The sequence below is a fragment of the Pseudomonas sp. 10S5 genome, from assembly GCF_035019745.1.
GTDB lineage: Bacteria > Pseudomonadota > Gammaproteobacteria > Pseudomonadales > Pseudomonadaceae > Aquipseudomonas.
This window is the reverse complement of sequence record NZ_JASJVL010000005.1, coordinates 256,977-283,116: the sequence shown is the minus strand read 5'-3', so window position 1 is coordinate 283,116 and position 26,140 is coordinate 256,977. Positions and strand designations below refer to the sequence as shown.

The following is a 26,140-nucleotide window of genomic DNA, read 5'->3' as shown; positions in this document are numbered from 1 at the left end:
TTTGAAGATCGCGATGGCGCTGAGTTGGTCTACCTGCGTGCCCAACGCGACATGGAGCAACTGGTTCAGAACGACAGTCGCTTGGAAGTGCGTGGCCAGCGCTTGGAAACGATCAAGGGCAACAGCACCACCGTTATCAAAGCCGAGCAGAACCTCACGGTCACCGGCGCACGTAAGGTGCAGTTGTCAGCGGCGGATCATTTGCAAGTGGCCGGCTCCAGCCATACCCGCGTCGGCGGCGCGTTGGTCATCGAAGCGGCGCAAGAAGTACATATTTCTGGCGAGAACATCGTTATCGACGGCGGCATCACCCTGACCCTGTCCATTAATGGTCAGCATCTGGTGCTCAACCCTGCGGGAATCTTCTCCAGCGTGCCGATTGTGTTGGGTGGGGTTCCGCTGCCGGGAACGCCTGCAGCGCCGTTATCTCCTGGGAGCATTCAGCCTCTGGATACAGGCGTGGCGTTGGCCCCCGAGGGCCTGATCAAAGCGCTCAAAAACAAATCCTTGGTTTGCCCAGTGTGCGAACTAGCTAACACGGAGCAAACCCATGACAACGGCTAAACGGACCCCGCTGAAAATACCCGATGATCTTCCGTGGAAGCAGAACGTTGGCTTGTTGCTTGACGCCGTACAGGTCGAGAACTTGCTGCCGAAGCTGTTCGCGTGGGATTGCACCGTGAAGGTAGAGCCCCTTTACCTGCAAACCCGTTTCGCCCAGCTCCGAGACGTTTCACCCTGCCTAGTGCGGGTGAGAAGTCCAAGTGATCCGGCACTTGTCGAGTTTCTGGCCCACGCTCAGGAGCATTGGGGCTATCTCATCTGCAGTGTTGCGCCATGGGCGGAAATGGTCGCTCACCTGCGTTGGCTGGCAAGCATCAAGCACCCGTCAGGGGCCGACATGCTATTGCGCATCGCCAATCCAGCAGTGGCTCGCGCGCTGTTAGGCGATACACAAACATCGGCGGCCACGCTGTTCGGGCCTTGCCAACGGGTGGTCGTGATCAACCCGATTGGCGATGGCTGGGATCATTTTATCCGCCACAGCGAGGCGCCCATTGCGGACCACTCGGCGCTGTACCAACTGAGCGAGCACCAATGGTCGCTTCTGGAAAGCGCCAGTTTTAGCAAAATGGTGTCAGAACTCTATCAGCACATGAGCGAATTTTTTCCGCAATACCAATCAACCCTGACCGCGCACGAACGCTGGGACCATCTGTACCGGTTAGCCAAACGCGCGGCTGCCTGCGGGCATGACAGCGAAGCGGACATCTGGCTTTACGCCAACGCTCACGGGTTGCTGGGTGATCAGGTCATGGGCGAAGACCCGGAAATCCTCCAATTATTGGCGCCGGAGCAACCGTCTCCCGAACAGCGCATGCACCTTATCTCCTCATTGGCCGAGCGGAAATGCTTCCCATGACAAATCTAATGACCCCACGTGGACACTTGGCCAATTTGATTGCCAAGTCACGCAGCCATGACAGCGCCAGCGCTGGCGGCGCATGCCCGCTGACCAAAACCACGATTCAGTTGTTGCCGCTGCGCTACGGATTGGTGGAACACCTCACCCCACCTTCCGACTTCCCCATGCCCCATACCTTGCAAAGCAAGGCCATGGGCATTCGATTGCTGCGCGATGGCTACTTGTATGTTGTCGACAGCAGCAGCGGGTTCCTCCATGAGTATTTGATTGAGCAGGGTTCCCTTTCCAAGCTGCTTTGGGACGGAGCCGAGGTGGCGAGTGATGTACGTCAACATGCCGTTGGCAATGAAAGTACGCTGATAGTCCCCCGAAACAATGCGGTCTATGTCGCCTACTCGGAAATCCAGTGGACCGCCTATAAATGCTCGCAAGTGATCCAGTCCGCGACTGAGCGTGAACGGTTCATGCAACGCGTGAATCTCGCTTCAGCAAGCAGTGAACGCACCGCCAAACATCTACTGACCGAGAGCCAAGCCAGCGCCTGGTTGGCAGAAGTTGCGGAAAATCGTTGCGAGGCGGGCGGTCGCGGTCCGGTTGATAAGGCACCCACAGCGCAACTGCCCGAAGGCGCCAACCCGGAAGAAAATACTGCTTACCTCTGGGAACAGGCGCCGTTGTTTCGTCATACCTGGATTGAGGAGCTGACCAGTCAGGTCGGTGGCGCGCACAAAAATGACTTCTTGTTTCTGGTCGTTCGCGACGACATTGGCATCATGCGCGACCTGGCAGCCGCGCAACTCAAGGTTGCCGATTGGATGGGTGAATGGGCCGACGATGACATCATTCAGCGTCAATACGTGACCGGCTCTTACATTCAGTCTCTGTACACCGTCAATCAAAAACGCCTTGTGGACCTGGCCCGCGATAATTCGGGCGTCACCGAATTACTTAAAGACATCAACGAATCAGAGCAGGAAACACTGGTTAGCTACCTGCACAACAAGCGTGAGTACCAAGGGCCTACGCTGTATGGCGACGAGCTCAAATGGCGCGAGATGGCGAAAACCATTCCGTTCGCCGAATCCATATTGGCCTTGCGCGATGCCTTGGGGGGCGAACGCTGGCAAAAGCACGAACAAACCATCGCCGAAATTAATCTTCAAACCTATGAATCGCTTCATGGGGCAGAGCCCGGCGAGCGCGGTATTGATGATTTAGTCCAGCGCCACGCCATGCAGACCTTTGTGCTCAAGCAGCAAACCCTGTTGCAGCACTGGCAAGGTCAACTCAAGCGCATCCGCGCCGACCGCCTGAAGATGATCGTCGAAGGGCATTTTCACCGTGCCGCCTGGTATTACGACTTTCAACAAAGCGAACAGATCAAGCACCGCTTGGAAACTGAACTGCTCTGCGTTGCCGCCATCTGCGACGACCAGGATGCTTGGCAGCAACTGGAAACCTACTTGGAGAAAAACCCACTGGTACAAGTGCCAGGTCTGGACACCCTGGGCAGTGCCGAACAGGACGCGACATTAAAAGAACTCGCGGACCTCAGTAATATCTCAATCAAAATCGCCGACGCCCCAGCCGCTGTCGCGGAAATGGATGCGTTGGCCAACCAGTTCAACAGCCTCATGCGCCAGCGCTTGCCTAATTACATGGCGTTGACCAGTCAGTTTGAAGGGTTGAATAGCTTGTTGGGTGGGGCGTATGACCCGGCACGGCAGATGACCACGGCTCATCAATTGGACCTTTTTAAGCAGGACTTTGAGAGAGGCTCGCGCGTTGATCTCAACAGTTTTATTCGTAACATCGGTCCAGTTGCACGGCTGCGGCTGCTCCGTGCGTATGCCACCAGTGGGCTGACACTTCGGGCAGCGACACCGTTTGAGATAGAGAATTTCAACCGCGACCGCAACACAGCAATCGACATGCGACGAGAACTGAAGCAGTTATACAGAGAGCGCCACCTTGTTTTAATTCGTCATCAAGCCTCGCGTCATTTAAATAACCAGATCGCTAATCTAAAAAATAGTCTTGAACTTGTGGAGGATCGTCTTACTCAGGGGCTTACGCCTGGCGGTAAAGGCCCCGGCCAAATTGGATTGGTGTTGGGCAACATGGACGCCGAGCTAAGCGACGAGATGCAGCGCGCGGTTCGGGATTATCGAAGTACGGACACGTTTAAAAAACCGATTGCAGGTGCATTGACGGCTAAAGGTAATCAGATTGCGGTGGTTGTGTTTTATTTTCAGGCGGTTAATTTTGTTAGTGCTGCGGATGAACTGTTCAGTCGCAGTTCAATTTCGTTTCGTGATTCATTACCTTTCTTCGCAGCACTCACAGGAATGTCCGCAGCCGGTTTCTCTGCAGGCCAAGGTTTAGCGATAGGCATACTTCAGGCCCATATCGCAGAGATGGAAAGTGCATCTGGCAAACTTAACGCCATGAGTAGATTAGGGAGGTGGTCAGCGTTTACCGGTCTCGGTACTTTTCTGTTCGGTTTCCTGGCGGCCGCTATCGATTTTCGTAGGCATTCCATCGGGTGGGGGCAAGCATTGTCGGAAGGGGATGGCAAGAAGCTAGCTGCATCCTCACTGCAACTAAGCGGCGATACTGTTTTGATGGGCGCAAACGGCTGGGGACTTAAACACAATTATTTCATTATTAAGGAAGTTCTGCGTTTATCCAAAGAGTTGCGCGCCATGGCCTGGGCTGAAAAAAGCCCACTCTTAGTTAACATTGCTGCCCGTGCCAACCTGATCGGTATCATTGGTATGGCACTGCAAATGGCAGGGCAAGGTACCTACAATTATTTTAATTTGGATGACACAAAAAAATGGCTGCACCACAGCGCTTGGGGTTTGGACAACCTCAACCGCAGTCTGGAAGACGATTGGATCGCGTTGGCGACCGCCGTCCAGCAGCCCTTGTGCGAAATGATCCGCCAAGACGACGACGTGACCGAGTTCCGCTTCGCATTGCCCGGGGTCAGCACTGCAGATTTGGACAGTCGTGAGGTGTCTATCGAAGTGCATCAGCGCCGTGAGAGGGAGCAATCACAGAAGGGGTGGGGTCGCCCGGTACATATCCCGCCTTACTGGGAGGGGCGCAGTGAGTATTTTGCGAGCCAGCTTCGCATCGTCAGCCAAAACCATGAAGCGTTGGTATTAAGCCTTTCGTTTTCAAAATACGAATTGACCGACCCGTTCGGTTTGGTTATTGCGCTGTCCTACAAGCTGGAAGACCACCAACCTTTACGCCATCGAACTATTTTCCCTATCCTCGACATACACAAATCCTATGTACACAGTAGGGCCCTTTATCACAAGGGCGTGTTTAAATACAAACCAGAGACGGAACTTCCCTTCAAGTTGCAAGCCACTGACGCTTGGCCGTTAACAGCTATAGAGTTGAGGAACCGTGATGCTGAATAAGTTATTTCGGCGCAAAAAAATTAGCGCACCACCCGTGGCGAATCCTGATATTAAAAATAATCGGCCTCGTGTAGGTGAGGTTCGGAGAAGCGGCTCGGAAGAAACATTGTACTTGTCCCCGCTACCAGTCTTCACAGGGCAACCAGCTGTTAGCTCCCAGAATTTTTCGGAGATGAATGAGGTCTATCTGCAGATGGGAGGCAGTAATATTGGTATGGTGATGCAAGGAAAGTTACTGGCGTGGACAATCTGGATAATCTTGATAATGTTATTTATATTTCCGCTAATCGCGGCGACGATGATGGTTGTGTTTTCTCCACCTGATATCGAGCGTTTTTTTTGGGAGCTTCTTTGGATGGCAATTCGGGCTAATCTCGAAGCGGTTATACTTACGGGGGTTGTTTTGCTTGGTATATGTTGGCACGCTACTCTTCAAGGCGTCCGCACAAGCGCCAAACAATACCCCTTACGTTTCAATCGCCAACGCCGCGAAGTTTGTTTTGTCGACAGCGACACCTATGAAGTGTTGATCGTGCCATGGGAGAGCGTGGTCGCTTGGGTGTCCCAGTCAGAAATGATGGGTCAATACGGCAGCATTCAATTTTTCGAGTTCGGCATGGGGCTTGAGGATGAAAAGAACGACACCGTGCAGTTCGTCCTGGCCAGTAAGCCCAGTCAAGCCCACGCCATTGGTACATGGGAAGCGATCCGCTTGTACATGGAGCAAGGCATACCAAGCCAGGCGGATGACCTGTCGGTATGGATGATAGGCCGTGATTTAACAGAAGATGAGTTGCGTCCGTATGAAGGACTGCATACATGGAACGTGGAGCGACGAATCAAAGAAGACACGGGCAGCTTACATATGCCGATCAGTGATGAACGCATGGCCGAAATAGGCCTTGAACCCCGCACCCGCTGGCCATTGCGTTGGTGGTACGTGCGCCGCGTTTTGACCTTCTGGAAAATGCCTTACCTGCTCGCCGAGTGGGGCCATAAAGCCGGCTCGCCCGTTCTGCCTGAAACCGTGCAACGTTGGTCACAACCCATTCCCGCCGAACAGTGGGCCAAACCCAGCGCCGCCCTGGAAAAAGCCACACAGACCGTTCAAGACGCGATGCGTAAAAAGAAGATGAACTTCATTGATGCCTGCGCGCTGTTGGAAAAAAATGCTCAATAAACTGTACCGGCGCAAACCAAACAAACTGCCGTCCGTAGCGAAGCCAGACATAAAAAACAATAGACCCCGCGTTGGAGAGGTTCGGAAGAGCGGTGCGGAAGAAACATTATATCTTGCCCCGCTGCCGGTTTTTACCGGGCAGCAGCCTATTAGTACCCAGAACTTTTCCGAAATGAACGAGGTTTATGTGCAGATGGGAGGCAGCAATATTGGTATGGTAATGCAGGGGAAGTTGCTCGCGTGGTTGATGCTACTGATATTAATAGCAATGTTTATATTTCCGCTAATTATGGCAGCGATGGTACTTGTATTTTCACCTCCGCACATTGAGCGTTTCTTCTGGGAACTTCTTTGGATAGGCATTCAGGCAAATTTCGATGTAATTTGTTTTTCAGGAGTTGTTTTGATTGGCATATGTTGGCATGGCTCGCTACAGGATATTCGTAAAAATGCCAAACAATACCCAATACGTTTTAACCGCCAACGCCGCGAAGTCTGTTTTGTTGACAGCGACACCCATGAAGTGTTGATCGTGCCATGGGAGAGCGTTGTCGCCTGGGTGTCCCAGTCAGAAATGATTAGTCAATACGGCAGCGTTCAACTTTTCGAGTTCGGCATGGGACTTGAGGATGAAAAGAACGACACCGTGCAGTTTGTCCTGGCCAGTAAACCCAGCCAAGCTCATGCCATTGGTACGTGGGAGGCAATTCGCCGATATATGGAGCAAGGCATCCCAAGCCAGGCGGATGAACTATCGGTATGGATGATCGGCCGTGATTTAACAGAAGATGAGTTGCGTCCGTATGAAGGACTGCATACATGGAACGTGGAGCGGCGAATCAAAGAAGACACGGGCAGCTTACATATGCCGATCAGTGATGAACGCATGGCCGAAATAGGCTTGGAACCCCGCACCCGCTGGCCACTGCGTTGGTGGTACGTGCGCCGCGTTTTGACCTTCTGGAAAATGCCTTACATGCTCGCCGAGTGGGGCCATAAAGCCGGTTCGCCCGTTTTGCCTGAAGCAGTGCAGCGTTGGTCCCAACCCATTCCCGCCGAACAGTGGGCCAAACCCAGCGCAGCCCTGGAAAAGGCCACGCTAACCGTTCAAGACGCAATGCGTAAAAAGAAGATGAACTTCATTGATGCCTGCGCGCTGTTGGAAAAAAATGCTCAATAAACTGTACCGGCGCAAACCAAACAAACTGCCCTCCGTAGCAAAGCCAGACATAAAAAACAACAGGCCCCGCGTTGGAGAGGTTCGGAAAAACGGTGCGGAAGAAATATTGTACCTGTCCCCGCTACCGGTCTTCACTGGGCAGCCGGCCATTAGTACCCAGAATTTCTCGGAGATGAGCGAAGAATATTTGCAGATAGGAGGGAATAATAATGGCATGGTTGAGCAGGGGAAAATGCTGGCTTTCGTGATCTGGATTGTGTTGTTCATGACAGTGATATCTCCATTTTTTATGGCAGCGTTCGTAGTGGTTTTTTCCCCCGTCGATATAGAGCGTGATTTCTGGCAAATAGTCGGCCTAGGATTTCAGGTTCATATTGAAGCGCGTGTATTGACGGCAGTATCCCTGCTAGGGATATGTTGGCACGCCACTCTTCAAGGCGTCCGCACAAGTGCCAAACAATACCCCCTACGTTTCAATCGCCAACGCCGTGAAGTTTGTTTTGTCGACAGCGACACCCATGAAGTGTTGATCGTGCCATGGGAGAGCGTTGTCGCCTGGGTGTCCCAGTCAGAAATGATGGGTCAATACGGCAGCATTCAATTTTTCGAGTTCGGCATGGGACTTGAGGATGAAAAGAACGACACCGTGCAGTTTGTCCTGGCCAGTAAACCCAGCCAAGCTCATGCCATTGGTACGTGGGAGGCAATTCGCCGGTATATGGAGCAAGGCATCCCAAGCCAGGCGGATGACCTATCGGTATGGATGATCGGCCGTGATTTAACAGAAGATGAGTTGCGTCCGTATGAAGGACTGCATACATGGAACGTGGAGCGGCGAATCAAAGAAGACACGGGCAGCTTACATATGCCGATCAGTGATGAACGCATGGCCGAAATAGGCTTGGAACCCCGCACCCGCTGGCCACTGCGTTGGTGGTACGTGCGCCGCGTTTTGACCTTCTGGAAAATGCCTTACCTGCTCGCCGAGTGGGGCCATAAAGCCGGTTCGCCCGTTCTGCCTGAAGCAGTGCAACGTTGGTCCCAACCCATTCCCGCCGAACAGTGGGCCAAACCCAGCGCAGCCCTGGAAAAAGCCACGCTAACCGTTCAAGACGCAATGCGTAAAAAGAAGATGAACTTCATTGATGCCTGCGCGCTGTTGGAAAAAAATGCTCAATAAACTGTACCGGCGCAAACCAAACAAACTGCCGTCCTTAGCGAAGCCAGACATAAAAAACAACAGGCCCCGCGTTGGAGAGGTTCGGAAAAACGGTGCGGAAGAAATATTGTACCTGTCCCCGCTACCGGTCTTCACTGGGCAGCCGGCCATTAGTACCCAGAATTTCTCGGAGATGAACGAAGAATATTTGCAGATAGGAGGGAATAATAATGGCATGGTTGAGCAGGGGAAAATGCTGGCTTTCGTGATCTGGATTGTGTTGTTCATGACAGTGATATCTCCATTTTTTATGGCAGCGTTCGTAGTGGTTTTTTCCCCCGTCGATATAGAGCGTGATTTCTGGCAAATAGTCGGCCTAGGATTTCAGGTTCATATTGAAGCGCGTGTATTGACGGCAGTATCCCTGCTAGGGATATGTTGGCACGCCACTCTTCAAGGCGTCCGCACAAGTGCCAAACAATACTCAATACGTTTTAACCGCCAACGCCGCGAAGTCTGTTTTGTCGACAGCGACACCCATGAAGTGTTGATCGTGCCATGGGAGAGCGTGGTCGCTTGGGTATCCCAATCTGAAATGATTAGTCAATACGGCAGCGTTCAACTTTTCGAGTTCGGCATGGGACTTGAGGATGAAAAGAACGACACCGTGCAGTTCGTCCTGGCCAGTAAGCCCAGCCAAGCTCATGCCATTGGTACGTGGGAGGCAATTCGCCGGTATATGGAACAAGGCATACCAAGCCAGGCGGATGACCTGTCGGTATGGATGATAGGCCGTGATTTAACAGAAGATGAGTTGCGTCCGTATGAAGGACTGCATACATGGAACGTGGAGCGACGAATCAAAGAAGACACGGGCAGCTTACATATGCCGATCAGTGATGAACGCATGGCCGAAATAGGCTTGGAACCCCGCACCCGCTGGCCACTGCGTTGGTGGTACGTGCGCCGCGTTTTGACCTTCTGGAAAATGCCTTACTTGCTCGCAGAATGGGGCCATAAAGCCGGTTCGCCCGTTTTGCCTGAAGCAGTGCAGCGTTGGTCCCAACCCATTCCCGCCGAACAGTGGGCCAAACCCAGCGCAGCCCTGGAAAAAGCCACGCTAACCGTTCAAGACGCAATGCGTAAAAAGAAGATGAACTTCGTTGATGCCTGCGCGTTACTGGTTAAGAACGCCAAGTGAAGGGCCTGATCAATAATCGAAACACTCGGACTGGTCCGATACACTGAGGATCTGGAGCCCGCCTCCAAAAGCCTATACACAGCTCAAAAGCCTGCTTCTGCGCCGTGCCAAGTTGATTCAATGCCGCGTGAAAATGAAACAAAGTTGAGAAGCTGAAAGCCAGATGCAAGAGGCGTTTGACGAGTTTTGGCCGCGATTGATCATTTCGGAAAGCGCGTCGCGTCGTGCCCCATGGCGGCCACCAAATGTCGCTGAACATCGCTACGGGTTTGCATTTGGGCGGCACGAATCCTACCCAGACATGTTCCAGCCATTGGCGGCTTCGATGATGGTATTGGGGTTGAAAACGGTTACGTCGGGCTACCGGATATTCCAGGCGTTGGCTTTGAAGCCAAATCGGCGTTGTATGCGGTCATGCGCGAGTCGGGTGAGGGCGCCTGATAGCGCAGCGCCCATGATGTTCGCGGCTCTGCCACTGTGTTCAAGTTCGAGCCCGGTGGGTAATGCTTTGGTTCGCTGATACGGTGCTAAAAATCGATGTTTTGGTTGTTTGCCCGCCAGGCGGTCCTGAGTGCTCAGGGATGACCGTCAGCCTTACGCACGGACGTCGGCATGTCCGCTAAACCTAATGGCTCAAACAAAAACCGCCGTTTCGATCGCGCCTGTAGAAAGCGCGGGAGTGTTAAACTCCTGCCACTTAACACGCGAGGGGAAAATTGTGCGCGGATTGCTCATGGTGGTGGCTGTTTTGATGTTGGCAGGGTGTGGCGAAGGTGCGGCGGACAAACCGGCAAAAGTGCAGGCGACAACCGTGGCTCAGGTCTCAGCGCCCCAGTGGGACGTGTTAGTAGAAGACCCCAAGGCCATCAGTGATTTGACCGACCGGCTCGTCGAGCATGGTTTTCCGTCTTTCGTCGCAGTCCGTGACGGAAAAGAGCGCGTGTTGCTTGGCCCCTTCAATTCCAGGGCCGCTGCCGAAGAGAAACGCGCGCAACTGGCACTTAAGATGAGTTACCAGTCTTCCATCGTTGATCACACGCTATAAGCCATTAACTTGGCTCGCGTTCGATACCCTGTTTACATTCAGTTGCAACGCGACACTCAATGGCGGGTGTTTTATCACCTGCGCCTTATCAAGCAAGCGACTGCGGGAGCAATTTTATGGACGAAGTACAACGATTAGGCGAGCTGCTGAGCGCCAACCAACGCAACGAAGAACACAAGCACCAGCAGTTCCATACCGACCTTGCGCGCTGGGAATCCAGCATTTTGAGCTTATACGAACAAATCGAAAGCTGGATGACTCCGCTTAAAAGCAGTGGGCAGATGGAATTTGAATATGAGCCGCACCAAGCGCAAAGCAAGGGTTACCCGGACGAAAACTCGCCGTTCCGCACTCAGCGCATGACGCTGTCATTTGCCGGGCGGCAGGTGGTATTTGTGCCTGACGCAATGGGCCCTAAAGGCTTAATCTCGATTTCTGCTACGGGTCTGAGTGTCCATGCGCAGGAGCAGGTATCGTTAGCATTAGCGGCGGGTGCCAGCGAATGGCAGATGACCCGACGTATCGGAGTCAAAGAGTCGGCAACTCATGAATTTACCGCCGATTACTTTGCTCGCCAGTTGCAAACATTAGTGCCCCAGCATCCAGCCTGAGTATTGTGCGGCAGCTCGTTCCTGTGCGCTCATAACAAAGCGGTGTGCCGGGCACACCGCTAACGCATGACCTAAGAACGACGCCCAAGCAGCAGGCCGATGACCAAACCAAACCCTGCAGATGCAGCGACGGTCTGCCATGGATGCCCACCAATGTAAGTTTCTGTAGCATCAACTGCAGGTTTGGTGCGTTCGCGCACGCTGGATACCGAATCCAGCGCTTGTTTAAGCTTCTGGCTCAATTGCTTGCGCAAAGTTGCAGCTTCGTCACCTACAAGTGCGGCGCTGTCGTTGAGCAATTTGTCTGATTCCTCGATCAGCGCCTGCAACTCACTAAATGCCTGATCCTTGATTTGCTCGGCGGTGTTTTGAGCAGCAGTTTTGCGGGCCATGATGTCTTCCTTTCAGTTAATTACTACAGTGAGCAATTGAGCTCCACTGAGCAAAAAAGTTGCAGCGTTTTTGCTTTCATTTGTTAACTGAACAAACAATGTCGCCTCAGAAACAACCTGCGGCAGTGTAAGATGCAGCCGTTTTCAGTCACAGGTGATTCGTATGAGCTTCAACCTTGCCAACCGGCCTATCAGCGAGCGCACAGCGCTTGAAGATGAAAAATCCAGACTGTTTGACCTCTGGCAGAGCAACTTGGGTAAAGCCAAGAGTGATGCCGCTAGGCTGATGGGTGAACGCTCCAAGCGCAAGGGCAAATGGTCCGAGTGGGTACGTTCAGAGCTCGACCTTATGTCCCCACCGGAATACGCCAATATGGTGCGCAGTGAAGTAAATCGCTTGGTAGCGGCGACCAAATAGGCTTACCAGCTGCCGTCGGCGCGGGGTAGGCTGAGGGTGCCGCTGTCACTGAAACGCATCGTGCCAAACAATCCGCCTGCCAGCTTTCCATGCAGTACATACGGCAGGTTCTCGATGCCTTCGCTTTGGCTAAGGCCGAAAGCCTGGCGCAGCGCGGCGAACGCTGAGACCGTCACTGGCACCACGAGCACTGCCTCGGAAAATCGTCCGATAGTGCCGCGTTGATCGCTGACACCCGACGCCAATAACTTGCCATTTACGTCCAGGTCGAGGACGACCCCGGAATACTCGATGGCCGTTTCATTAGGGTTTTGCAGCCGAAGTTTGACCGCAAAGCGCACCTCCAAGCCCTGACCTTGCAACGGTTCAATCCCGACCACATTGATGTTCAGCGGATCGCGGTTGGGTAATAGCGCGCAAGCGCTCAGCATAACGATCAATAAAGAAGTCAGCAGCATGCGAACTGGGCGTAGCGGCATTAGTGTCACTCCATTGAGCAAAGTGAAAGCTTATCGGCTCAACTGTGCGACCCTTCGTGCAGTCATAGGTTCGTTTCCTGCAGTGGTACTGGCTATTTAAACTTTGCGCCCTAAGATAAACGGCGACTCTCAAACACACCTAAACGGCTAGCAGGGCACTCTTCATCCATGTCGGAAAAAGACACCATCTCCATGCAACTGGTGCGCGAGGCACTATTGCAGTGTTGCACGCCAGGCGCGGCCACCGATGAGGTGCTGAACAAGGTTGGCATTGCGCTTGAATCCTTTGCGCAGCCGAATGCGCGGGTATCGGCGAGCGCTTACGCTCGGTTGTGGCGTTTGCTGGCGCGGCGTTTGGATGATGAGTTTTTTGGCATGGACCCACGCCGGTTACGGTCTGGCAGCTTGGCGTTTCTGTGCCGCTCGTCCATGGCTCAGTTGACCGTGTCGTGCGGGCTTGAGTCAGGCTTGAGCTTTTTATCGCTAATGCTGGATGGTTTTCAGGCGAGCCTGGTCCGTCAGCAAACTTTGGCTGAAATTGTGCTCGAAGAGCGCGATCAATCTCCCCGGCGGGCGTTCACCTATTTCGCCTACTGGATGATTGTTCACGGGGTAGCCTGTTGGCTGGCGGGGCGAAGAATTCCGATCCTGGCCATTGAATTGCGCTGCGCGAAGCCGGATTTTTACGAAGACTACGCGGTAATGTTTTCTGAGAACCTGCGCTTCGACCGTCCGCGCACCCGAATGATTTTCGCTGCCGACTGTCTGGACCTGCCGATCAAGCGCAGTGCCGAGGAATTGGCCCAGTTTCTGGCGCGGGCGCCGGGCAATATCTTGGTTAAGTATCGCGACCCGGAAAGCGTCGCCCAGCGGATCAAAAATGAGCTGCGCACCCAGCCCGCCGAATCCTGGCCAGAGACCGAAGCATTAGCCCAGGCTTGGCACATGTCAGCATCTACCCTGCGGCGGCGTTTGGCAGAAGAAGGCCAGAGCTACCAAGCGATCAAAGACAGCCTGCGTAAGGAGTTGGCGATTGTCTGGTTAGCCGATCCAGACGTCAGCTTTGCCGACATCGCTGCACGACTGGGGTTTGCCGACACCAGCTCGTTTTATAAAGCCTTCCGCAAATGGTCCGGCTCTAACCCGGGGCATTATCGAAGTTTAATCGTGGGGATTTAAGGCGCTTTTTTCTAGAAATCACCTTATAAACAACACATAACTTATTGAATAAAAGCATAGGTTCTTCGTAAGCATGCTCCTGCACGTCTTGTATTCACTGTAAGACGGGCGGCAGCCCCCACAGATGATATCGATATAGCCCCTTAACGCCGCCATTGGCCAAACCAGTCATCCAACTTGAGCGCTTTGACCATTGTCCGAACGTTCCTGTGCGTCGATTATTTCGCTATTCCAAAAAGCGAAGGCATTTTCATGCAGATCGAAGGCAAGGTTTTTTTAGTCAGTGGCGGTGCGTCGGGGCTAGGTGCGGCTACCGCGCAGATGCTGGTGGCCGCTGGCGCCAAGGTCATGCTGGTGGATATCAACGAAACCGCCGTCGCCGCTGAGGCGCAAAAATTAGGCGCTCAGGCACGCTATGCCGTGGCCGATGTCAGCCAGGAGTCGGCGGCACTAGCTGCTGTGGAGGCGGCGGTGACCGCGTTTGGTGGGCTTCATGGCTTGGTTAATTGCGCTGGCGTGGTCGGCGCCGAGAAGATTCTCGGCAAAAGCGGCCCCCATGGACTGGACAGCTTCAGCCGAGTGATCAACATCAATCTGATCGGCAGCTTCAATCTGCTTCGATTAGCCGCCGTCGCCATCGCCGAGACTGAAGCCGACGCAGGTGGTGAGCGCGGCGTCATTATTAATACCGCTTCCGTGGCGGCCTATGATGGTCAGATCGGTCAGGCTGCCTACGCGGCGTCTAAAGGCGCTATCGTCAGCATGACTTTGCCCGCTGCGCGTGAGCTGGCGCGGTTTGGTATACGTGTGATGACCATCGCCCCCGGTATTTTTGAAACACCGATGATGGCCGGTATGACTGAACAAGTGCGGGAATCACTGGCCGCCGGCGTGCCATTCCCGCCGCGCTTGGGCAAGCCGCAAGAGTACGCGGCGTTGGTCAGGCATATCATTGAAAACAGCATGCTTAACGGCGAGGTTATCCGTCTCGATGGTGCCTTGCGTATGGCCGCCAAGTAATTCTCCCATCACTGAGAAGCCAGAGATGTCTATCCAAGACCCAATTGTCATAGTAAGTGCTGCCCGTACCCCTATGGGCGGGTTTCAGGGGGTGCTTGCCAGTCTGACCGCGCCACAACTGGGCGCTGCGGCAATTCGTGCTGCCGTCGAGCGTGCAGGCGTTGAAGCCCAGGACATCGACGAAGTGTTATTCGGTTGCGTGCTGTCGGCGGGGTTGGGTCAGGCGCCCGCTCGGCAAGCGGCGCTGGGCGCGGGTCTGAGTCGTTCTACGGTGTGCACCACGCTCAACAAAATGTGTGGGTCGGGCATGCAGGCAGCCATTCTGGCTCACGACTCATTACTGGCCGGTAGCGCCCAGGTCGCGGTGGCTGGAGGGATGGAAAGCATGTCCAATGCCCCGTATTTACTGGACCGGGCCCGCAGCGGCTACCGAATGGGGCATGGCCGGGTGCTCGACCATATGTTTCTTGACGGATTGGAAGATGCTTACGACAAGGGCCGATTGATGGGTACCTATGCCGAAGACTGCGCTGAACTCAATGGTATTAGCCGCCAGATGCAAGATGCCTTTGCCGTGGACTCGCTGATGCGGGCCCAACAGGCCATCAGCAACGGCCGTTTCTCGGCCGAAATCGTTCCGGTGCAGGTTACCGTCGGCAAGGAACAGCGGCTGATCAGCGAAGACGAGCAGCCGCCCAAGGCTCGTATAGACAAAATTCCTGCTCTGAAACCGGCGTTTCGCGAAGGTGGAACGGTAACTGCCGCCAACTCCAGTTCGATTTCCGATGGCGCTGCGGCACTGGTACTGATGCGCCGCTCCGAAGCCCAGCGGCGTGGCTTGAAGCCGCTCGCAGTGATTCGCGCTCACGCGGCCTTCGCCGATGAGCCAGGGTTGTTTCCGACAGCGCCCATAGGTGCGATTAAAAAGTTGATGAGTAAGGTCGAGTGGTCGCTAACAGACGTAGACCTGTTTGAAATCAACGAAGCGTTCGCCGTGGTGGCGTTGGTGGCCATGAGCACGCTGGAAATTTCTCACGACAAGTTGAATATCCACGGTGGCGCGTGTGCGTTGGGGCATCCGATTGGTGCGTCGGGGGCGAGGATTTTGGTCACGCTGATCTCAGCACTGCGCCAAAAGGGGCTTAAGCGCGGCGTAGCAGCGGTGTGCATTGGCGGCGGCGAGGCGACAGCGGTTGCCCTTGAGTGCCTGTATTGAAGCGTTAAATAAGGAAACGAACATGCTTCCCACCGAAGAACAACAACAAATCAGCGATGCGGCCCGGCAGTTCGCCCAAGAGCGGCTCCGGCCGTTCTCTGCTCAATGGGACCGCGATCATGCTTTTCCGCGCCAGGCCATCAGTGAAATGGCTGAACTCGGCTTCTTCGGCATGTTGGTGCCCGAGCAATGGGGCGGCTGCGATACGGGTTACCTCGCATACGCCATGGCGTTAGAAGAGATCGCCGCTGGGGATGGCGCGTGTTCGACCATCATGAGTGTGCACAACTCAGTGGGCTGCGTGCCGATTCTCAGGTTCGGCACCGAACAACAGAAGCAGCGTTTTCTGACGCCGTTGGCCAGCGGCGAGATGCTGGGTGCTTTCGCTCTGACCGAGGCTCAGGCAGGCTCCGACGCCAGCAATTTGCGCACCCGCGCGCGGTTGGAGGGTGACCATTACGTGCTCAATGGCAGTAAGCAGTTCATCACGTCCGGGAAAAACGCCGGGGTGGTGATCGTCTTCGCCGTGACCGACCCCGCTGCCGGTAAGCGCGGTATCACAGCGTTTATCGTGCCGACCGACTCACCGGGTTACACCGTCGCCAAGGTTGAAGAGAAGCTCGGCCAACACGCCTCTGATACCTGTGAAATTCTGTTTGAAAACGTCAAGGTTCCGATTGATCAGCGCTTGGGCGCAGAGGGCGAGGGCTACAAAATCGCGCTGGCCAATCTGGAAGGCGGTCGCGTGGGCATCGCTGCTCAATCGATCGGCATGGCCCGCGCGGCGTTTGAAGTCGCTCGTGATTACGCCAAGGAGCGGACTAGCTTTGGCAAGTCATTGACCGAACACCAGGCCGTGGCCTTTCGACTGGCCGACATGGCCACTTCGATAGCGGTCGCCCGGCAAATGGTGCATTACGCGGCAGCGCTGCGGGACAGTGGCAAGCCGGCGTTGGTTGAGGCATCTATGGCCAAACTGTTTGCTTCGGAAATGGCCGAGAAGGTCTGCTCCAGTGCTTTACAGACTTTGGGTGGCTACGGCTATTTGAATGATTTCCCCCTGGAGCGTATTTACCGAGACGTGCGGGTCTGCCAGATTTATGAGGGCACTAGCGATATTCAACGAATAGTCATTTCAAGAAGTCTTTATCGTTAATTATCAACTACTTAAATTGATAATCTAATGTTATTTATGGAATATGGCGCTTTTTATATTTATTTTAAAAATGGAATAAAATCAATGAGTTATGAATCTATTCTGATAGAGATTCGAGGTCGTGTAGGTTTGATTACCTTGAACCGTCCCCACGCGTTGAATGCCTTGAACGCTCAATTGGTCCATGAGTTGAACCAGGCGCTGGATGTATTGGACGCGAATCGTGACATTGGCTGCATCGTCCTGACAGGCTCTAAAAAAGCCTTCGCCGCAGGTGCAGACATCAAGGAAATGTCTGAGTTGACGTATCCGCAGATCTACCTTGACGATCTGTTTTCCGACAGTGATCGCATTGCTAACCGGCGTAAACCGATGATCGCCGCGGTTGCCGGATTTGCCTTGGGCGGAGGTTGTGAGCTGGCACTGATGTGCGACTTTATCCTCGCGGCCGATAACGCAAAATTCGGTCAGCCGGAAATCAAACTGGGTGTATTGCCCGGCATGGGCGGCACCCAACGGCTCACACGTGCGGTGGGGAAAGCCAAGGCCATGGAAATGTGTCTGAGTGGACGTTTGATTGACGCGGTGGAAGCTGAGCGTTCTGGGCTGGTTTCCCGGGTGCTGCCGGTTGATGACTTGTTGGATGAGGCGTTGAAAGTAGCGGCTGAAATCGCCGCAAAATCCTTGCCCGTGGCGATGATGGTCAAGGAAAGTGTTAATCGTGCCTTTGAAGTGAGTCTCGCCGAAGGTATCCGCTTTGAGCGCAGGGTTTTCCATGCGGCCTTCGCGACGAGCGATCAAAAAGAAGGCATGACAGCGTTCATTGAAAAACGCGAGCCGCACTTCAAAGGGTATTGATGAAGAAGGATCTTGCTAATACCGGCTCACCCATTGAAACAGTGCGCTGAAGTCGGGCCGGGTTGGCGAAGGATCGGGCTGGTCAGGTTCCGGTGTCTTCTCGTAAAGGGTGGGTTCTTCCTCGCAGATGCTGCGACTCAGGCGTTTGGGATTAGAGATTCGAATGTGATCCGTGTGCAACTCAATGCGCGTATCTGCAGTGGCCAGAGTCATGGGCGATGGCGCATCAGCACGTAGCGTTTGCCCAGCGCTTAGATGGATGCGCTCCACCAAGCGGCCCAGTGATTGGCCATCGATACATATCGACGGCTCCGGCCTCGGTGTCGCTTGGCCACTGACGGTGTCGACAATTACCGGTCGATTTAGATCCCCGTCGAAATAATTCAACATCACTTCGGTGCCTGCCAGTAAGTCTGACGTTGTTCTGGTCGAGGGAGCTCCAATGGCCAATGGCAGCCAAACACAAGCTTCGTTACCTGACTGAATCTGTGGCCAACGTAGCTTCACCTGAACACGGCCTAACGCGTCGCGGGTTATCGGAAGGCCGTTTTCGCCCATTAAGGTGGCAGTGTGGTGACCGGAAACTTTTGGCGCGTAAGGTATAAGCGACGGGCGATAAGACATGGCCCATGGGATAGCACGAAAGTGATTTCGATAGCCGCGAGTCAGCGGTGCAAGATCCTTAACGCCCCTGTCGTTAGATTCAAGATCGAAAGTTGGTGGCCACTGGTCATGGTCCAACGACGCCTGTTCGATGAGCTCTTTAGTGTCAAGCGGGTCGAGCCCATCCAACACTTGGGGTTGCTTGCCCGCGTGGTGAAGTTCAGTGAGTAACCAATGATCGTTGAACATGCCATTGGGATGAGCGATCACCCACAGTATTCGTCCGCTGCTCAACATGGGCTGATTACTAACACCATGCACATACCGCCGCTCGCAACGCATGCGCTCTAAAGTGCGTTCGCTCAGTTGACGAAGCCTGGTTTCGGCTATTTCCGGCGGCTTGCTGGGTTTAAACGTATCGCACGATTGGTTGGCTGCATGGCCGTAGTCCGGTGACGGAAGGCTGTCCTCCTCGGCGTCGTGCGGCGATTGGTGCGCAAAGGGCGTGCAGTGTTCAGGACGCGCGTCAAAGGCATAGGTTTCTACCATGTGGCTGATGGCGGGGTGAGTCGCGTCGCGATCGCCGGTTTTCTGGTAACGGGCTGGTCGCGGTAACTCGGAAAAGTTGGCCGGATCGTCGCCAAAAATTACAACGTGCTGGTTGCGGTGGTGTTCAAAACGGAAATGAATGCCTTCCTCTGCACAGAGTCGCTGTAAGAGGTGCAAATTATTTTCGTCGTATTGAGCACAGGTTTCCCGTGGTGGATAGAGCCCCACTAGAGGTTCAAAACGATAATGGTCATCCCCCATACCGTGCTCTTCGAGGATCTGCTTAATGATTTGGGGTACGCTCAAACCTTGAAACAATCGCTGATGGTACCGCTGCTGCAACGCTTGCAAGCGTGGTTCAAGGGTTACCCGAAAATGGCTGATAGTTTTACCAACGTATAGCGGTAGGACGCTGCCTATCAAGCCATGGACGCCATTTTGCTCTTCACCTATGCAAAGAAAGGCGCTCCGCGACTTCAGCAGTTTGACCTCTAGATAAACGTTTGGACTAACCAGGTCAATTTCAAACCAGTAAGGTCGGTTTAGTGCTTCAGAGCCTCTGAAATGGGTGACGCGTAATTCCAACGGCGCGTTGGCGACGGTCAAGGTGATCAATGTTTCCTTTTCTTGGCTCAACTGCTCATCCTTACTTCTAAAAAACCTCGGCAGAGAGTACGGAATGCCGATGACGAACGTCAGAGCTGCGCAGTTTTTCGGAAAAGGACTACAAGTAAACGTAACTGTTCTTGATGAAATACAGGTTTTTCTTGCGTACCGACTCTGTTTGGCCCTCGCTGGGCAGGAAGGGGTTTCATCTAGCGTGATCGCGTATAAAATGAGCGCCAATTTCAGCGTATTGCCAACGTATCGTCAGCTGCCTGCTGACAGCTACGGCGGTAGTTATCAGCCACGGACCAAGAGAAAAACATGGGCGCACAGTGGAAGGTCAAGCATAAAGAAGCGGCATCGAATGCCAAAGGTCGAATCTTTGGCAAGCTGTCCAAGGAAATCATGATCGCTGCCCGAACCGGTGCTGATCCCGACATGAACCCACGATTGCGGTTAATCATCGAGCAGGCAAAGAAAGCATCAATGCCACGTGAAACACTTGAGCGCGCGATAAAAAAAGGCGCTGGGCTTCTGGGCGAAGGCGTTACATTTGAGCGCCTGACTTACGAAGGATTTGCGCCGCATCGGGTGCCCGTGATCGTGGAATGCCTGACCGACAACATTAATCGCACGGTGTCTGAAATTCGTGTGTTGTTTCGCAAGGGGCAACTAGGTGCCGCAGGCTCGGTGTCTTGGGACTTCAACCATCTGGGAATGATCGAAGCTGTGCCCGCGACGCCGGACGCCGACGCTGAATTAGCTGCCATTGAGGCAGGTGCTCAGGATTTCGAACCAGCCGAAGAAGGCGCTACGCTGTTTCTCACTGAGTTAACCGACCTGGACGCTGTGTGCAAGGCGCTACCGGAGTTTGGTTTCACCGTGCAGTCGGCGCAGTTGGGATATCGTCCCAAAAGCACGGTTGATGGCTTAAGTGATGAGGAAATGGCGGATGTCGAGGCGTTTCTTGAAGCGATTGATGGGCATGACGATGTGCAGAACGTGTACGTAGGGTTGGCCGGTTAAGCTGCTCAGCCGGGTTCGTAATTTGAAAACGACGCATAAATTATTGACTAAAAAATAACTGTAAGAGCTGCCGAAGGCTGCGATCGACCAGGAACCGATCGCTGCTTTACCCACTTGCCAATCGCAACGCTGCAAGGCAGCTATATTAAAGCTCTCGCAATACCCGGTTAACCTCTGCGAACGACGGCCTTGCCAGAACGTCTGGCTGAGTGCACTTGTGTTGAAGAGCGTTCAGTCCTGCCACTTCCCGCGATCCGCAGCGTTTCGTCAGTTCATCCAGTAAAATTCCAAATGCCCGAACTTCAATCCGCTCCAGCAGTGCCGGTTGCTCTGTCTGTCCAGTGGGGTGGAATGACGCTGCACCGAAGTCTCCTAACAGGCAATCGCCGTCTTGGCTGAACAAAATGTTATGAGCGTACAAGTCACCGTGGCTGAGGTGGCTGGCATTGAGGTGTTCAGCGGCCGAGGCTATACCCCGGGCTAGCCGTAGCGCGGTTTCCAAGGTGAAGACGGTATTCAATGGATAGACATCCCGCGTACAGGACTCAAGGCTCGGCGGCCCGGCGAGGTTTTCGAAGTGTGGGGCGATGAGTTGCATGACTAAACCGGTTTGATCGCTAGGGTGTTCTGCGATTTGCCCTTCGACGCCAATCAGATTCGGGTGCGAACCCGCCGCGATACAGGCCGCCATCTCGTTCAGTGGGGAACCGTCGCTGGTGATGCTGCCTTTATAAAGTTTCACCGCCACCAACGTCTCCAGTTGTTCCGGTGCTCGCCACAGCGCCTGCTGGATAACTCCGGAAGCGCCTTCGCCCAATAGTTGCTGCACGGCCAGGTGCGACCAAATGATTTGCCGGATGGGCGTATCCGCGTGGTAGGTGGGCAGCGGGTTACCCGCGTAGGCCAGCCAAGCCAGTGCAGGCAATTTTAATAGCCAGTCGGGAAGCGCGGTTAGCTGATTGGCGGAGATGCGCACCAATTCGAGTTGCGTACAGCGAGCAAGGGACGCCGGTAATGTGTGCAACTGGTTGCCCGCAAGCATTAGCTTTTGCAAGGCGCCGCAGTCACCGATAGCCTCGGGCAAGGTTTCAATGCAATTGTCGGTCAGGATCAACCAGCGCAGCAGTGGTGGTAATGCCTGGGCCGGAATGTGTCGAATTTGATTGGCCTTGAACCCGATGATTTGCAATTGACTGCAATGACCGATACACGGCGGCAGCTCGGTGAACTGGTTTTCCGAACAAAACAAGACACGCAGTTTTTGTAAACGGTAGAGGTCCGCTGGCAAATTACGGAGTGCATTACCACTCAGGTTGAGAATTTCAAGTGTGTCAGCAAGGTCGAAAATTTCTACAGGAAACTCTAGTAGCCCACAGGACAAATCAAGGCGTTTGATGCCGTTAAGTTGGCCTGCACGAAGGCGTTCAAGGGTGTGTGGTCGACGATCGGCATCCATCATCAGCAGTGCCGGACCAGACAGATATCAATTAACTGAAACATTCGGTCTATGGCGGGGGGCGCCTCTGCGTACAGGATTCGGTAAATCATCGGCGCCACAATCGCGTCCACAAGGTCTTCGGCAGGGGGTGCGGCCTCGCCGCGTGCGATTGCACGATCGACAATGATTTGAAGCTGATCGCGGACAATAGTCGCACATTTGCCTGAACGACCTGCAGCGCTCGCGACAACGTCCCGCATCATCTCCCGCCCGGCAACGGAGTTCATATCGTCTAAATATTGTTCGGTCCAGCTCTGCAGATCGTCGCGGAGGTTGCCGCAATTAACCGGTACGTCCGGGCGCAAGCGCTCTAGCGCAGCGTCTGCCAGCAAACTGGTCAGGTCGCCCCAACGCCGATATATGGTGGATGGCGTCACCCCTGCGCGGGCCGCAATCATCGGTACGCTAAGAGTTGAACGTTCATGCTCAAGCAACAGATCGCGGATAGCGGCGTGGATCGACTCTTGAACACGGGCACTGCGGCCGCCCGTGCGAATACCTTCTTTAATAGCCATACGGCAGACCTTAACACAAAAAATTTGCTTTAAGAGGTGTTGCGTTGCACACTCGCAAAAGCTAAGTATTTGCTTTTGCACCGTGCTTTGTCTGGAGAGTGTAACCATGTCCCACCCTTTGCAAAACCCATCTGACGCAGCTCGCGGTCGTAGCAGTTTAGGGTTTCTGGCCATTACCACACTGAGCTTTTTCGCCGCATCCAGTTCACCAACCCCGCTTTATCACCTGTATCAGCAAAATTGGGGCTTCTCGGCGGCGATGCTGACCCTGATATTCGCCGCGTATGCATTGAGCTTGTTGGTTGCATTATTGGTAGTGGGCTCGTTATCGGATTATCTCGGCAGACGTCCGGTGATCTTCGCTGCGCTATTGCTACAAATTCTATCAATGGCGTTATTTATCGGCGCTACAGACGTGAGCTGGTTGCTGTTGGCGCGGTTGCTTCAGGGTTTTGCCACGGGAATGGCGGCCAGCGCACTGGGAGCTGCGTTGCTCGACTGTGATCAGGTTCAAGGCCCGCTGGTCAATAGCGTAGCGCCGTTGTTGGGGATGGCAGGCGGTGCGTTAGGAACCAGCGTGTTGGTGGCCTACGCCCCGATGCCATTGACGCTGGCATTTATCGTGCTTTTAGCCGCCTTTGTGCTGCAAGCGGTGTACCTGTGGCGATTGCCGGAAACGGTGAGTCCGCAACCCGGGGTGTTCGCCTCGCTAAAACCGACGCTGAGTGTGCCGCCGCAGGCACGGCGTACCCTTTGGCTGATTCTCCCAGTCGACATCGCTGCATGGGCACTGGGCGGGTTCTACCTGTCCTTGACACCGTCGCTCTTGGCGGCGGCAACGGGTTCAACCTCAGTGATGAATGGCGGACTGGCCGTGGCAGCGCTCACCTTAAGTGGCGTGTTGGCAATTCTTAATCTGCGCAGACGGCCGCCGGTACTGGCTTTGTTCGTTGGCGCGATTTGCTTGGGCATCGGCGTGGCGGTGATTTTGCTGGCGATTAACAGCGGTTGGCTGTGGTTGTTTTTCGTCGGCACTGTGATCGCTGGCTGTGGCTTCGGCTCTGGTTTTCTGGGTGCCATGCGCTTACTGATGCCGCTGGCTCATGCCCATGAGCGCGGAGGGTTGATGTCGACGTTTTATGTGCTGAGTTACTTGGCATTTTGTCTACCTGCATTGGTTGCAGGCTTGTCTGCGCACCGCTTCGGCCTGATAGCCACCGCAAACGTCTATGGTTTGGTCGTTATTGTGCTGGCGGCCCTGGCTTTACTCGGTTTATTCATCCAACGGTTGGCAAACACCCGTTCCCTGCAGTGCGGCTTACATGACCGACAAAAGTCGTAGCTGAAATTCGCCGGGTATCTGCTACGTTCATCTGTGTAAGGCCTTTCTCGCAAGCCCAGAACAAGAACAATCACAGGGATACCGATGAGCCAGCAGCCGATGAACTACGTCCAAAGTCACGCGCATTCGATTGCCGATCCCGAAAGTTTTTGGGCCGAACAAGCGCAGCAGGTGGCTTGGTATCGCAAGCCCAGCAATATCCTTGAGACCTTGGCCGACGGCACGCACCGCTGGTTCGGCGATGGCGTACTTAATAGCAGCTACCTGGCGCTGGATTATCACATCGAGCAAGGGCGAGGCGAGCAGACGGCGTTGATCTACGACTCGCCGGTTAGCTACAACAAAGTTCGTTATAGCTACCTCGAATTACGCGATGAAGTGGCACGTTTGGCCGGACTCTTGCGTCAGTTGGGTGTGGAAAAAGGCGACGGCGTGATTATTTATATGCCAATGGTGCCGCAAGCGGTAATGGCGATGCTGGCCTGCGCTCGGTTGGGTGCGGTTCACTCGGTGGTCTTTGGCGGTTTTGCTGCCAATGAACTGGCGCTGCGCATCGACGACGCCAAACCCACGTTGCTGCTGACCGCATCTTGCGGCCTCGAATTTGACCGGGTGATTGAATACAAACCCCTGGTCGACAAAGCGTTAGAGCTAGCCCGTCATCAGCCGTGTCAGGTAGTGGTGTTGCAACGTCCGCAGGTCTTGGCAATTTTGCAGGCTGGGCGTGACCTGGATTGGGACGTTGCGTTAGTGGGTATTGAGCCGGTTGATCCGGTGCCTGTCGCGAGTACCGACCCGCTCTACATCATGTACACGTCAGGCACCACGGGTAAGCCCAAGGGCATTGTGCGCGAAAACGGCGGCAATGCCGTGGCATTGATCTTCACCATGGCCTCAATTTATGGCATGCAAAGAGGCGATGTCTGGTGGGGAATTTCCGACGTCGGCTGGGTCGTGGGTCATTCACTGATTGTTTATGGGCCGTTGATGGCCGGGTGTACGACGGTGTTGTATGAGGGCAAACCGGTCCGCACGCCGGATGCGGGAAGCTACTGGCGGATGGTCGAGGAATATCGGATCAACGCCTTATTTTGTGCGCCGACTGCCATGCGAGCGATTCGCAAGGCCGACCCCGGCGGCGAGCTGATCAAAAACCGCGACCTGAGTTCGATTCGCCATTTGTTCCTGGCGGGAGAAAAACTCGACTCCAGCACCCATGAGTGGCTCGAGCAACTGACCGGCAAGCCAGTCCTCGACCACTGGTGGCAGACCGAAACCGGTTGGCCGGTCACGGCACCCTGCGTGGGTCTTGACGGCCACCGTCCTGGCCCTGGTTCAAGCAACCGCGCGGTGCCGGGTTACGACGTTCGAGTGATGGACGAGCACGGGCAATTGGTGGGGCCGGGTGAGCAAGGGTCAGTGGTCATTGCCTTACCGCTGCCTCCGGGTTGCAGCCAGACCCTGTGGAACGATCATTCGCGCTACCTTGAGGCTTATTTACAAAGCTTTCCCGGTTATTTTCATACCGGCGACGGTGGTTATGTTGATGACGAAGGTTTTGTTTACATCATGGGCCGCACTGACGATGTGATTAACGTCGCGGGCCATCGGCTGTCTACCGGGGAGATGGAGGACTTGGTTGGTCAACATCCGGCCGTCGCCGAGTGCGCAGTGATTGGCGTGCATGACGAGATCAAAGGCCAAGTGCCGTTAGGGATGATTGTGCTCAAGGACGGTGTCGAGCAAAGCAGCGCGCAGCTCCAGAGCGAAATGGTTGCCCTGGTGCGTGAAAAAATCGGTGCCCTAGCCTGTTTGCAACGGATCGTGGTGGTCAAGCGTCTACCCAAAACCCGCTCCGGAAAAATACTGCGTGCGGTTCTGCGCAAAATTGCCGATGGAGAGGTGTTTACACCGCCGTCGACCATTGACGATACAGCCATTCTGGCGGAGATCGGTGTTGCACTGGGCATGCGGCCCAACAACCGGCCTTAATCAACGGCATTGTTGCAGAATGAAACGAGCGTTCGAAAACGCTACTATGCGC

23 protein-coding genes and 1 pseudogene are annotated in these 26,140 nt (G+C 54.4%); 19 read left to right on the top strand and 5 right to left on the bottom strand.

The window, feature by feature from the left end:
- The 10 genes and pseudogenes from QN378_RS07630 to QN378_RS07585 all read left to right on the top strand — a co-directional run.
- Positions 1–564 (top strand): bacteriophage T4 gp5 trimerisation domain-containing protein (locus QN378_RS07630; RefSeq protein WP_416350613.1); only part of this gene is annotated, 564 nt, incomplete at its 5' end.
- Complete coding sequence (locus QN378_RS07625; RefSeq protein ID WP_323546471.1) at positions 551–1,423, top strand: DUF4123 domain-containing protein; 873 nt, start codon at positions 551–553, stop codon at positions 1,421–1,423. The genes QN378_RS07630 and QN378_RS07625, both read left to right, overlap by 14 nt.
- Positions 1,420–4,863, top strand: a complete 3,444-nt coding sequence (locus QN378_RS07620) for a toxin VasX (RefSeq protein ID WP_323546474.1) — start codon at positions 1,420–1,422, stop codon at positions 4,861–4,863. Before QN378_RS07625 ends, QN378_RS07620 begins: the two co-directional genes overlap by 4 nt.
- Positions 4,853–6,043: a hypothetical protein gene (locus tag QN378_RS07615; protein WP_323546477.1), complete on the top strand. Its 1,191-nt coding sequence runs from the start codon at positions 4,853–4,855 to the stop codon at positions 6,041–6,043. The genes QN378_RS07620 and QN378_RS07615 overlap by 11 nt, the downstream gene beginning before the upstream one ends.
- The gene (locus tag QN378_RS07610; RefSeq protein WP_323546480.1) at positions 6,033–7,223 is read left to right on the top strand and encodes a hypothetical protein; all 1,191 of its coding nucleotides are present in this window, start codon (positions 6,033–6,035) and stop codon (positions 7,221–7,223) included. Before QN378_RS07615 ends, QN378_RS07610 begins: the two co-directional genes overlap by 11 nt.
- 172 nt (positions 7,224–7,395) lie before the next feature.
- Positions 7,396–8,403 (top strand): hypothetical protein, encoded by a 1,008-nt coding sequence (locus QN378_RS07605; protein ID WP_323546482.1) that lies wholly within the window; start codon positions 7,396–7,398, stop codon positions 8,401–8,403.
- Between the two features lie 172 nt (positions 8,404–8,575).
- Positions 8,576–9,583, top strand: a complete 1,008-nt coding sequence (locus tag QN378_RS07600; protein WP_322203795.1) for a hypothetical protein — start codon at positions 8,576–8,578, stop codon at positions 9,581–9,583.
- A 212-nt stretch (positions 9,584–9,795) separates the two neighbouring features.
- A pseudogene (locus QN378_RS07595) lies at positions 9,796–10,024 on the top strand (mandelate racemase); the annotation flags it as partial.
- 277 nt (positions 10,025–10,301) lie between these two features.
- Entirely contained in the window at positions 10,302–10,628 is a 327-nt protein-coding gene (locus QN378_RS07590; protein ID WP_322203794.1) for an SPOR domain-containing protein, read from the top strand.
- Positions 10,629–10,744: 116 nt separating this feature from the next.
- A complete protein-coding gene (locus QN378_RS07585; RefSeq protein WP_322203793.1) occupies positions 10,745–11,239 on the top strand; it encodes a hypothetical protein in 495 nt (164 codons plus the stop codon).
- 71 nt (positions 11,240–11,310) lie between these two features.
- On the opposite strand, the gene QN378_RS07580 is transcribed toward QN378_RS07585, so the two are convergent.
- The gene (locus QN378_RS07580) at positions 11,311–11,631 is read right to left on the bottom strand and encodes a DUF883 family protein (protein WP_322203792.1); all 321 of its coding nucleotides are present in this window, start codon (positions 11,629–11,631) and stop codon (positions 11,311–11,313) included.
- 163 nt (positions 11,632–11,794) lie between these two features.
- Here QN378_RS07580 and QN378_RS07575 point away from each other — a divergent pair, with 163 nt between their 5' ends.
- Positions 11,795–12,049: a hypothetical protein gene (locus QN378_RS07575; protein WP_322203791.1), complete on the top strand. Its 255-nt coding sequence runs from the start codon at positions 11,795–11,797 to the stop codon at positions 12,047–12,049.
- Positions 12,050–12,051: 2 nt separating this feature from the next.
- On the opposite strand, the gene QN378_RS07570 is transcribed toward QN378_RS07575, so the two are convergent.
- Entirely contained in the window at positions 12,052–12,528 is a 477-nt protein-coding gene (locus QN378_RS07570; protein ID WP_322203789.1) for an LEA type 2 family protein, read from the bottom strand.
- A 168-nt stretch (positions 12,529–12,696) separates the two neighbouring features.
- Here QN378_RS07570 and QN378_RS07565 point away from each other — a divergent pair, with 168 nt between their 5' ends.
- The 5 genes from QN378_RS07565 (at position 12,697) to QN378_RS07545 (ending at position 17,957) form a co-directional block, all read left to right on the top strand.
- Positions 12,697–13,707 carry an AraC family transcriptional regulator gene (locus tag QN378_RS07565; protein ID WP_322203787.1) on the top strand — a complete coding sequence of 337 codons (1,011 nt, stop codon included), beginning with the start codon at positions 12,697–12,699 and terminating at the stop codon, positions 13,705–13,707.
- A gap of 252 nt (positions 13,708–13,959) precedes the next feature.
- Positions 13,960–14,727, top strand: coding sequence for a 3-hydroxyacyl-CoA dehydrogenase (locus QN378_RS07560; RefSeq protein ID WP_322206875.1), 768 nt, complete (start codon positions 13,960–13,962; stop codon positions 14,725–14,727).
- A 25-nt stretch (positions 14,728–14,752) separates the two neighbouring features.
- Positions 14,753–15,943 carry an acetyl-CoA C-acyltransferase gene (locus QN378_RS07555; protein ID WP_323546487.1) on the top strand — a complete coding sequence of 397 codons (1,191 nt, stop codon included), beginning with the start codon at positions 14,753–14,755 and terminating at the stop codon, positions 15,941–15,943.
- Between the two features lie 22 nt (positions 15,944–15,965).
- The gene (locus QN378_RS07550; RefSeq protein ID WP_323546490.1) at positions 15,966–17,099 is read left to right on the top strand and encodes an acyl-CoA dehydrogenase; all 1,134 of its coding nucleotides are present in this window, start codon (positions 15,966–15,968) and stop codon (positions 17,097–17,099) included.
- A gap of 84 nt (positions 17,100–17,183) precedes the next feature.
- A complete protein-coding gene (locus QN378_RS07545; protein ID WP_323546493.1) occupies positions 17,184–17,957 on the top strand; it encodes an enoyl-CoA hydratase in 774 nt (257 codons plus the stop codon).
- 15 nt (positions 17,958–17,972) lie between these two features.
- Here QN378_RS07545 and QN378_RS07540 read toward each other — a convergent pair whose 3' ends face one another.
- A complete protein-coding gene (locus tag QN378_RS07540) occupies positions 17,973–19,745 on the bottom strand; it encodes a type VI secretion system Vgr family protein (protein ID WP_323546495.1) in 1,773 nt (590 codons plus the stop codon).
- Between the two features lie 291 nt (positions 19,746–20,036).
- Between QN378_RS07540 and QN378_RS07535 the strand changes: the two genes are divergently transcribed.
- Positions 20,037–20,741: a YebC/PmpR family DNA-binding transcriptional regulator gene (locus QN378_RS07535; protein WP_322203781.1), complete on the top strand. Its 705-nt coding sequence runs from the start codon at positions 20,037–20,039 to the stop codon at positions 20,739–20,741.
- 145 nt (positions 20,742–20,886) lie between these two features.
- On the opposite strand, the gene QN378_RS07530 is transcribed toward QN378_RS07535, so the two are convergent.
- Together QN378_RS07530 and QN378_RS07525 are read right to left on the bottom strand one after the other, a co-directional pair.
- Positions 20,887–22,200: a leucine-rich repeat-containing protein kinase family protein gene (locus QN378_RS07530; protein ID WP_323546498.1), complete on the bottom strand. Its 1,314-nt coding sequence runs from the start codon at positions 22,198–22,200 to the stop codon at positions 20,887–20,889.
- Entirely contained in the window at positions 22,200–22,754 is a 555-nt protein-coding gene (locus QN378_RS07525) for a TetR/AcrR family transcriptional regulator (protein WP_323546501.1), read from the bottom strand. The genes QN378_RS07530 and QN378_RS07525 overlap by 1 nt, the downstream gene beginning before the upstream one ends.
- A 106-nt stretch (positions 22,755–22,860) precedes the next feature.
- Here QN378_RS07525 and QN378_RS07520 point away from each other — a divergent pair, with 106 nt between their 5' ends.
- Together QN378_RS07520 and QN378_RS07515 are read left to right on the top strand one after the other, a co-directional pair.
- Positions 22,861–24,096, top strand: coding sequence for an MFS transporter (locus QN378_RS07520; protein WP_322203778.1), 1,236 nt, complete (start codon positions 22,861–22,863; stop codon positions 24,094–24,096).
- Positions 24,097–24,195: 99 nt separating this feature from the next.
- Positions 24,196–26,088 (top strand): propionyl-CoA synthetase, encoded by a 1,893-nt coding sequence (locus tag QN378_RS07515; RefSeq protein ID WP_322206874.1) that lies wholly within the window; start codon positions 24,196–24,198, stop codon positions 26,086–26,088.
- The last annotated feature ends 52 nt before the right edge of the window (positions 26,089–26,140 follow it).

Excerpts from the sequence above, each read along its gene's own strand:
- QN378_RS07570 (WP_322203789.1), bottom strand. The coding sequence starts at position 12,528 with ATGCCGCTACGCCCAGTTCGCATGCTGCTGACTTCTTTATTGATCGTT.
- QN378_RS07600 (WP_322203795.1), top strand. The coding sequence starts at position 8,576 with ATGAACGAAGAATATTTGCAGATAGGAGGGAATAATAATGGCATGGTT.
- QN378_RS07615 (WP_323546477.1), top strand. The coding sequence starts at position 4,853 with ATGCTGAATAAGTTATTTCGGCGCAAAAAAATTAGCGCACCACCCGTG.
- QN378_RS07625 (WP_323546471.1), top strand. The coding sequence starts at position 551 with ATGACAACGGCTAAACGGACCCCGCTGAAAATACCCGATGATCTTCCG.
- QN378_RS07605 (WP_323546482.1), top strand. The coding sequence starts at position 7,396 with ATGAGCGAAGAATATTTGCAGATAGGAGGGAATAATAATGGCATGGTT.
- QN378_RS07515 (WP_322206874.1), top strand. The coding sequence starts at position 24,196 with ATGAACTACGTCCAAAGTCACGCGCATTCGATTGCCGATCCCGAAAGT.
- QN378_RS07555 (WP_323546487.1), top strand. The coding sequence starts at position 14,753 with ATGTCTATCCAAGACCCAATTGTCATAGTAAGTGCTGCCCGTACCCCT.
- QN378_RS07575 (WP_322203791.1), top strand. The coding sequence starts at position 11,795 with ATGAGCTTCAACCTTGCCAACCGGCCTATCAGCGAGCGCACAGCGCTT.
- QN378_RS07525 (WP_323546501.1), bottom strand. The coding sequence starts at position 22,754 with ATGGCTATTAAAGAAGGTATTCGCACGGGCGGCCGCAGTGCCCGTGTT.
- QN378_RS07580 (WP_322203792.1), bottom strand. The coding sequence starts at position 11,631 with ATGGCCCGCAAAACTGCTGCTCAAAACACCGCCGAGCAAATCAAGGAT.
- QN378_RS07620 (WP_323546474.1), top strand. The coding sequence starts at position 1,420 with ATGACAAATCTAATGACCCCACGTGGACACTTGGCCAATTTGATTGCC.
- QN378_RS07545 (WP_323546493.1), top strand. The coding sequence starts at position 17,184 with ATGAGTTATGAATCTATTCTGATAGAGATTCGAGGTCGTGTAGGTTTG.
- QN378_RS07535 (WP_322203781.1), top strand. The coding sequence starts at position 20,037 with ATGGGCGCACAGTGGAAGGTCAAGCATAAAGAAGCGGCATCGAATGCC.
- QN378_RS07585 (WP_322203793.1), top strand. The coding sequence starts at position 10,745 with ATGGACGAAGTACAACGATTAGGCGAGCTGCTGAGCGCCAACCAACGC.
- QN378_RS07610 (WP_323546480.1), top strand. The coding sequence starts at position 6,033 with ATGCTCAATAAACTGTACCGGCGCAAACCAAACAAACTGCCGTCCGTA.
- QN378_RS07550 (WP_323546490.1), top strand. The coding sequence starts at position 15,966 with ATGCTTCCCACCGAAGAACAACAACAAATCAGCGATGCGGCCCGGCAG.
- QN378_RS07530 (WP_323546498.1), bottom strand. The coding sequence starts at position 22,200 with ATGATGGATGCCGATCGTCGACCACACACCCTTGAACGCCTTCGTGCA.
- QN378_RS07560 (WP_322206875.1), top strand. The coding sequence starts at position 13,960 with ATGCAGATCGAAGGCAAGGTTTTTTTAGTCAGTGGCGGTGCGTCGGGG.
- QN378_RS07520 (WP_322203778.1), top strand. The coding sequence starts at position 22,861 with ATGTCCCACCCTTTGCAAAACCCATCTGACGCAGCTCGCGGTCGTAGC.
- QN378_RS07565 (WP_322203787.1), top strand. The coding sequence starts at position 12,697 with ATGTCGGAAAAAGACACCATCTCCATGCAACTGGTGCGCGAGGCACTA.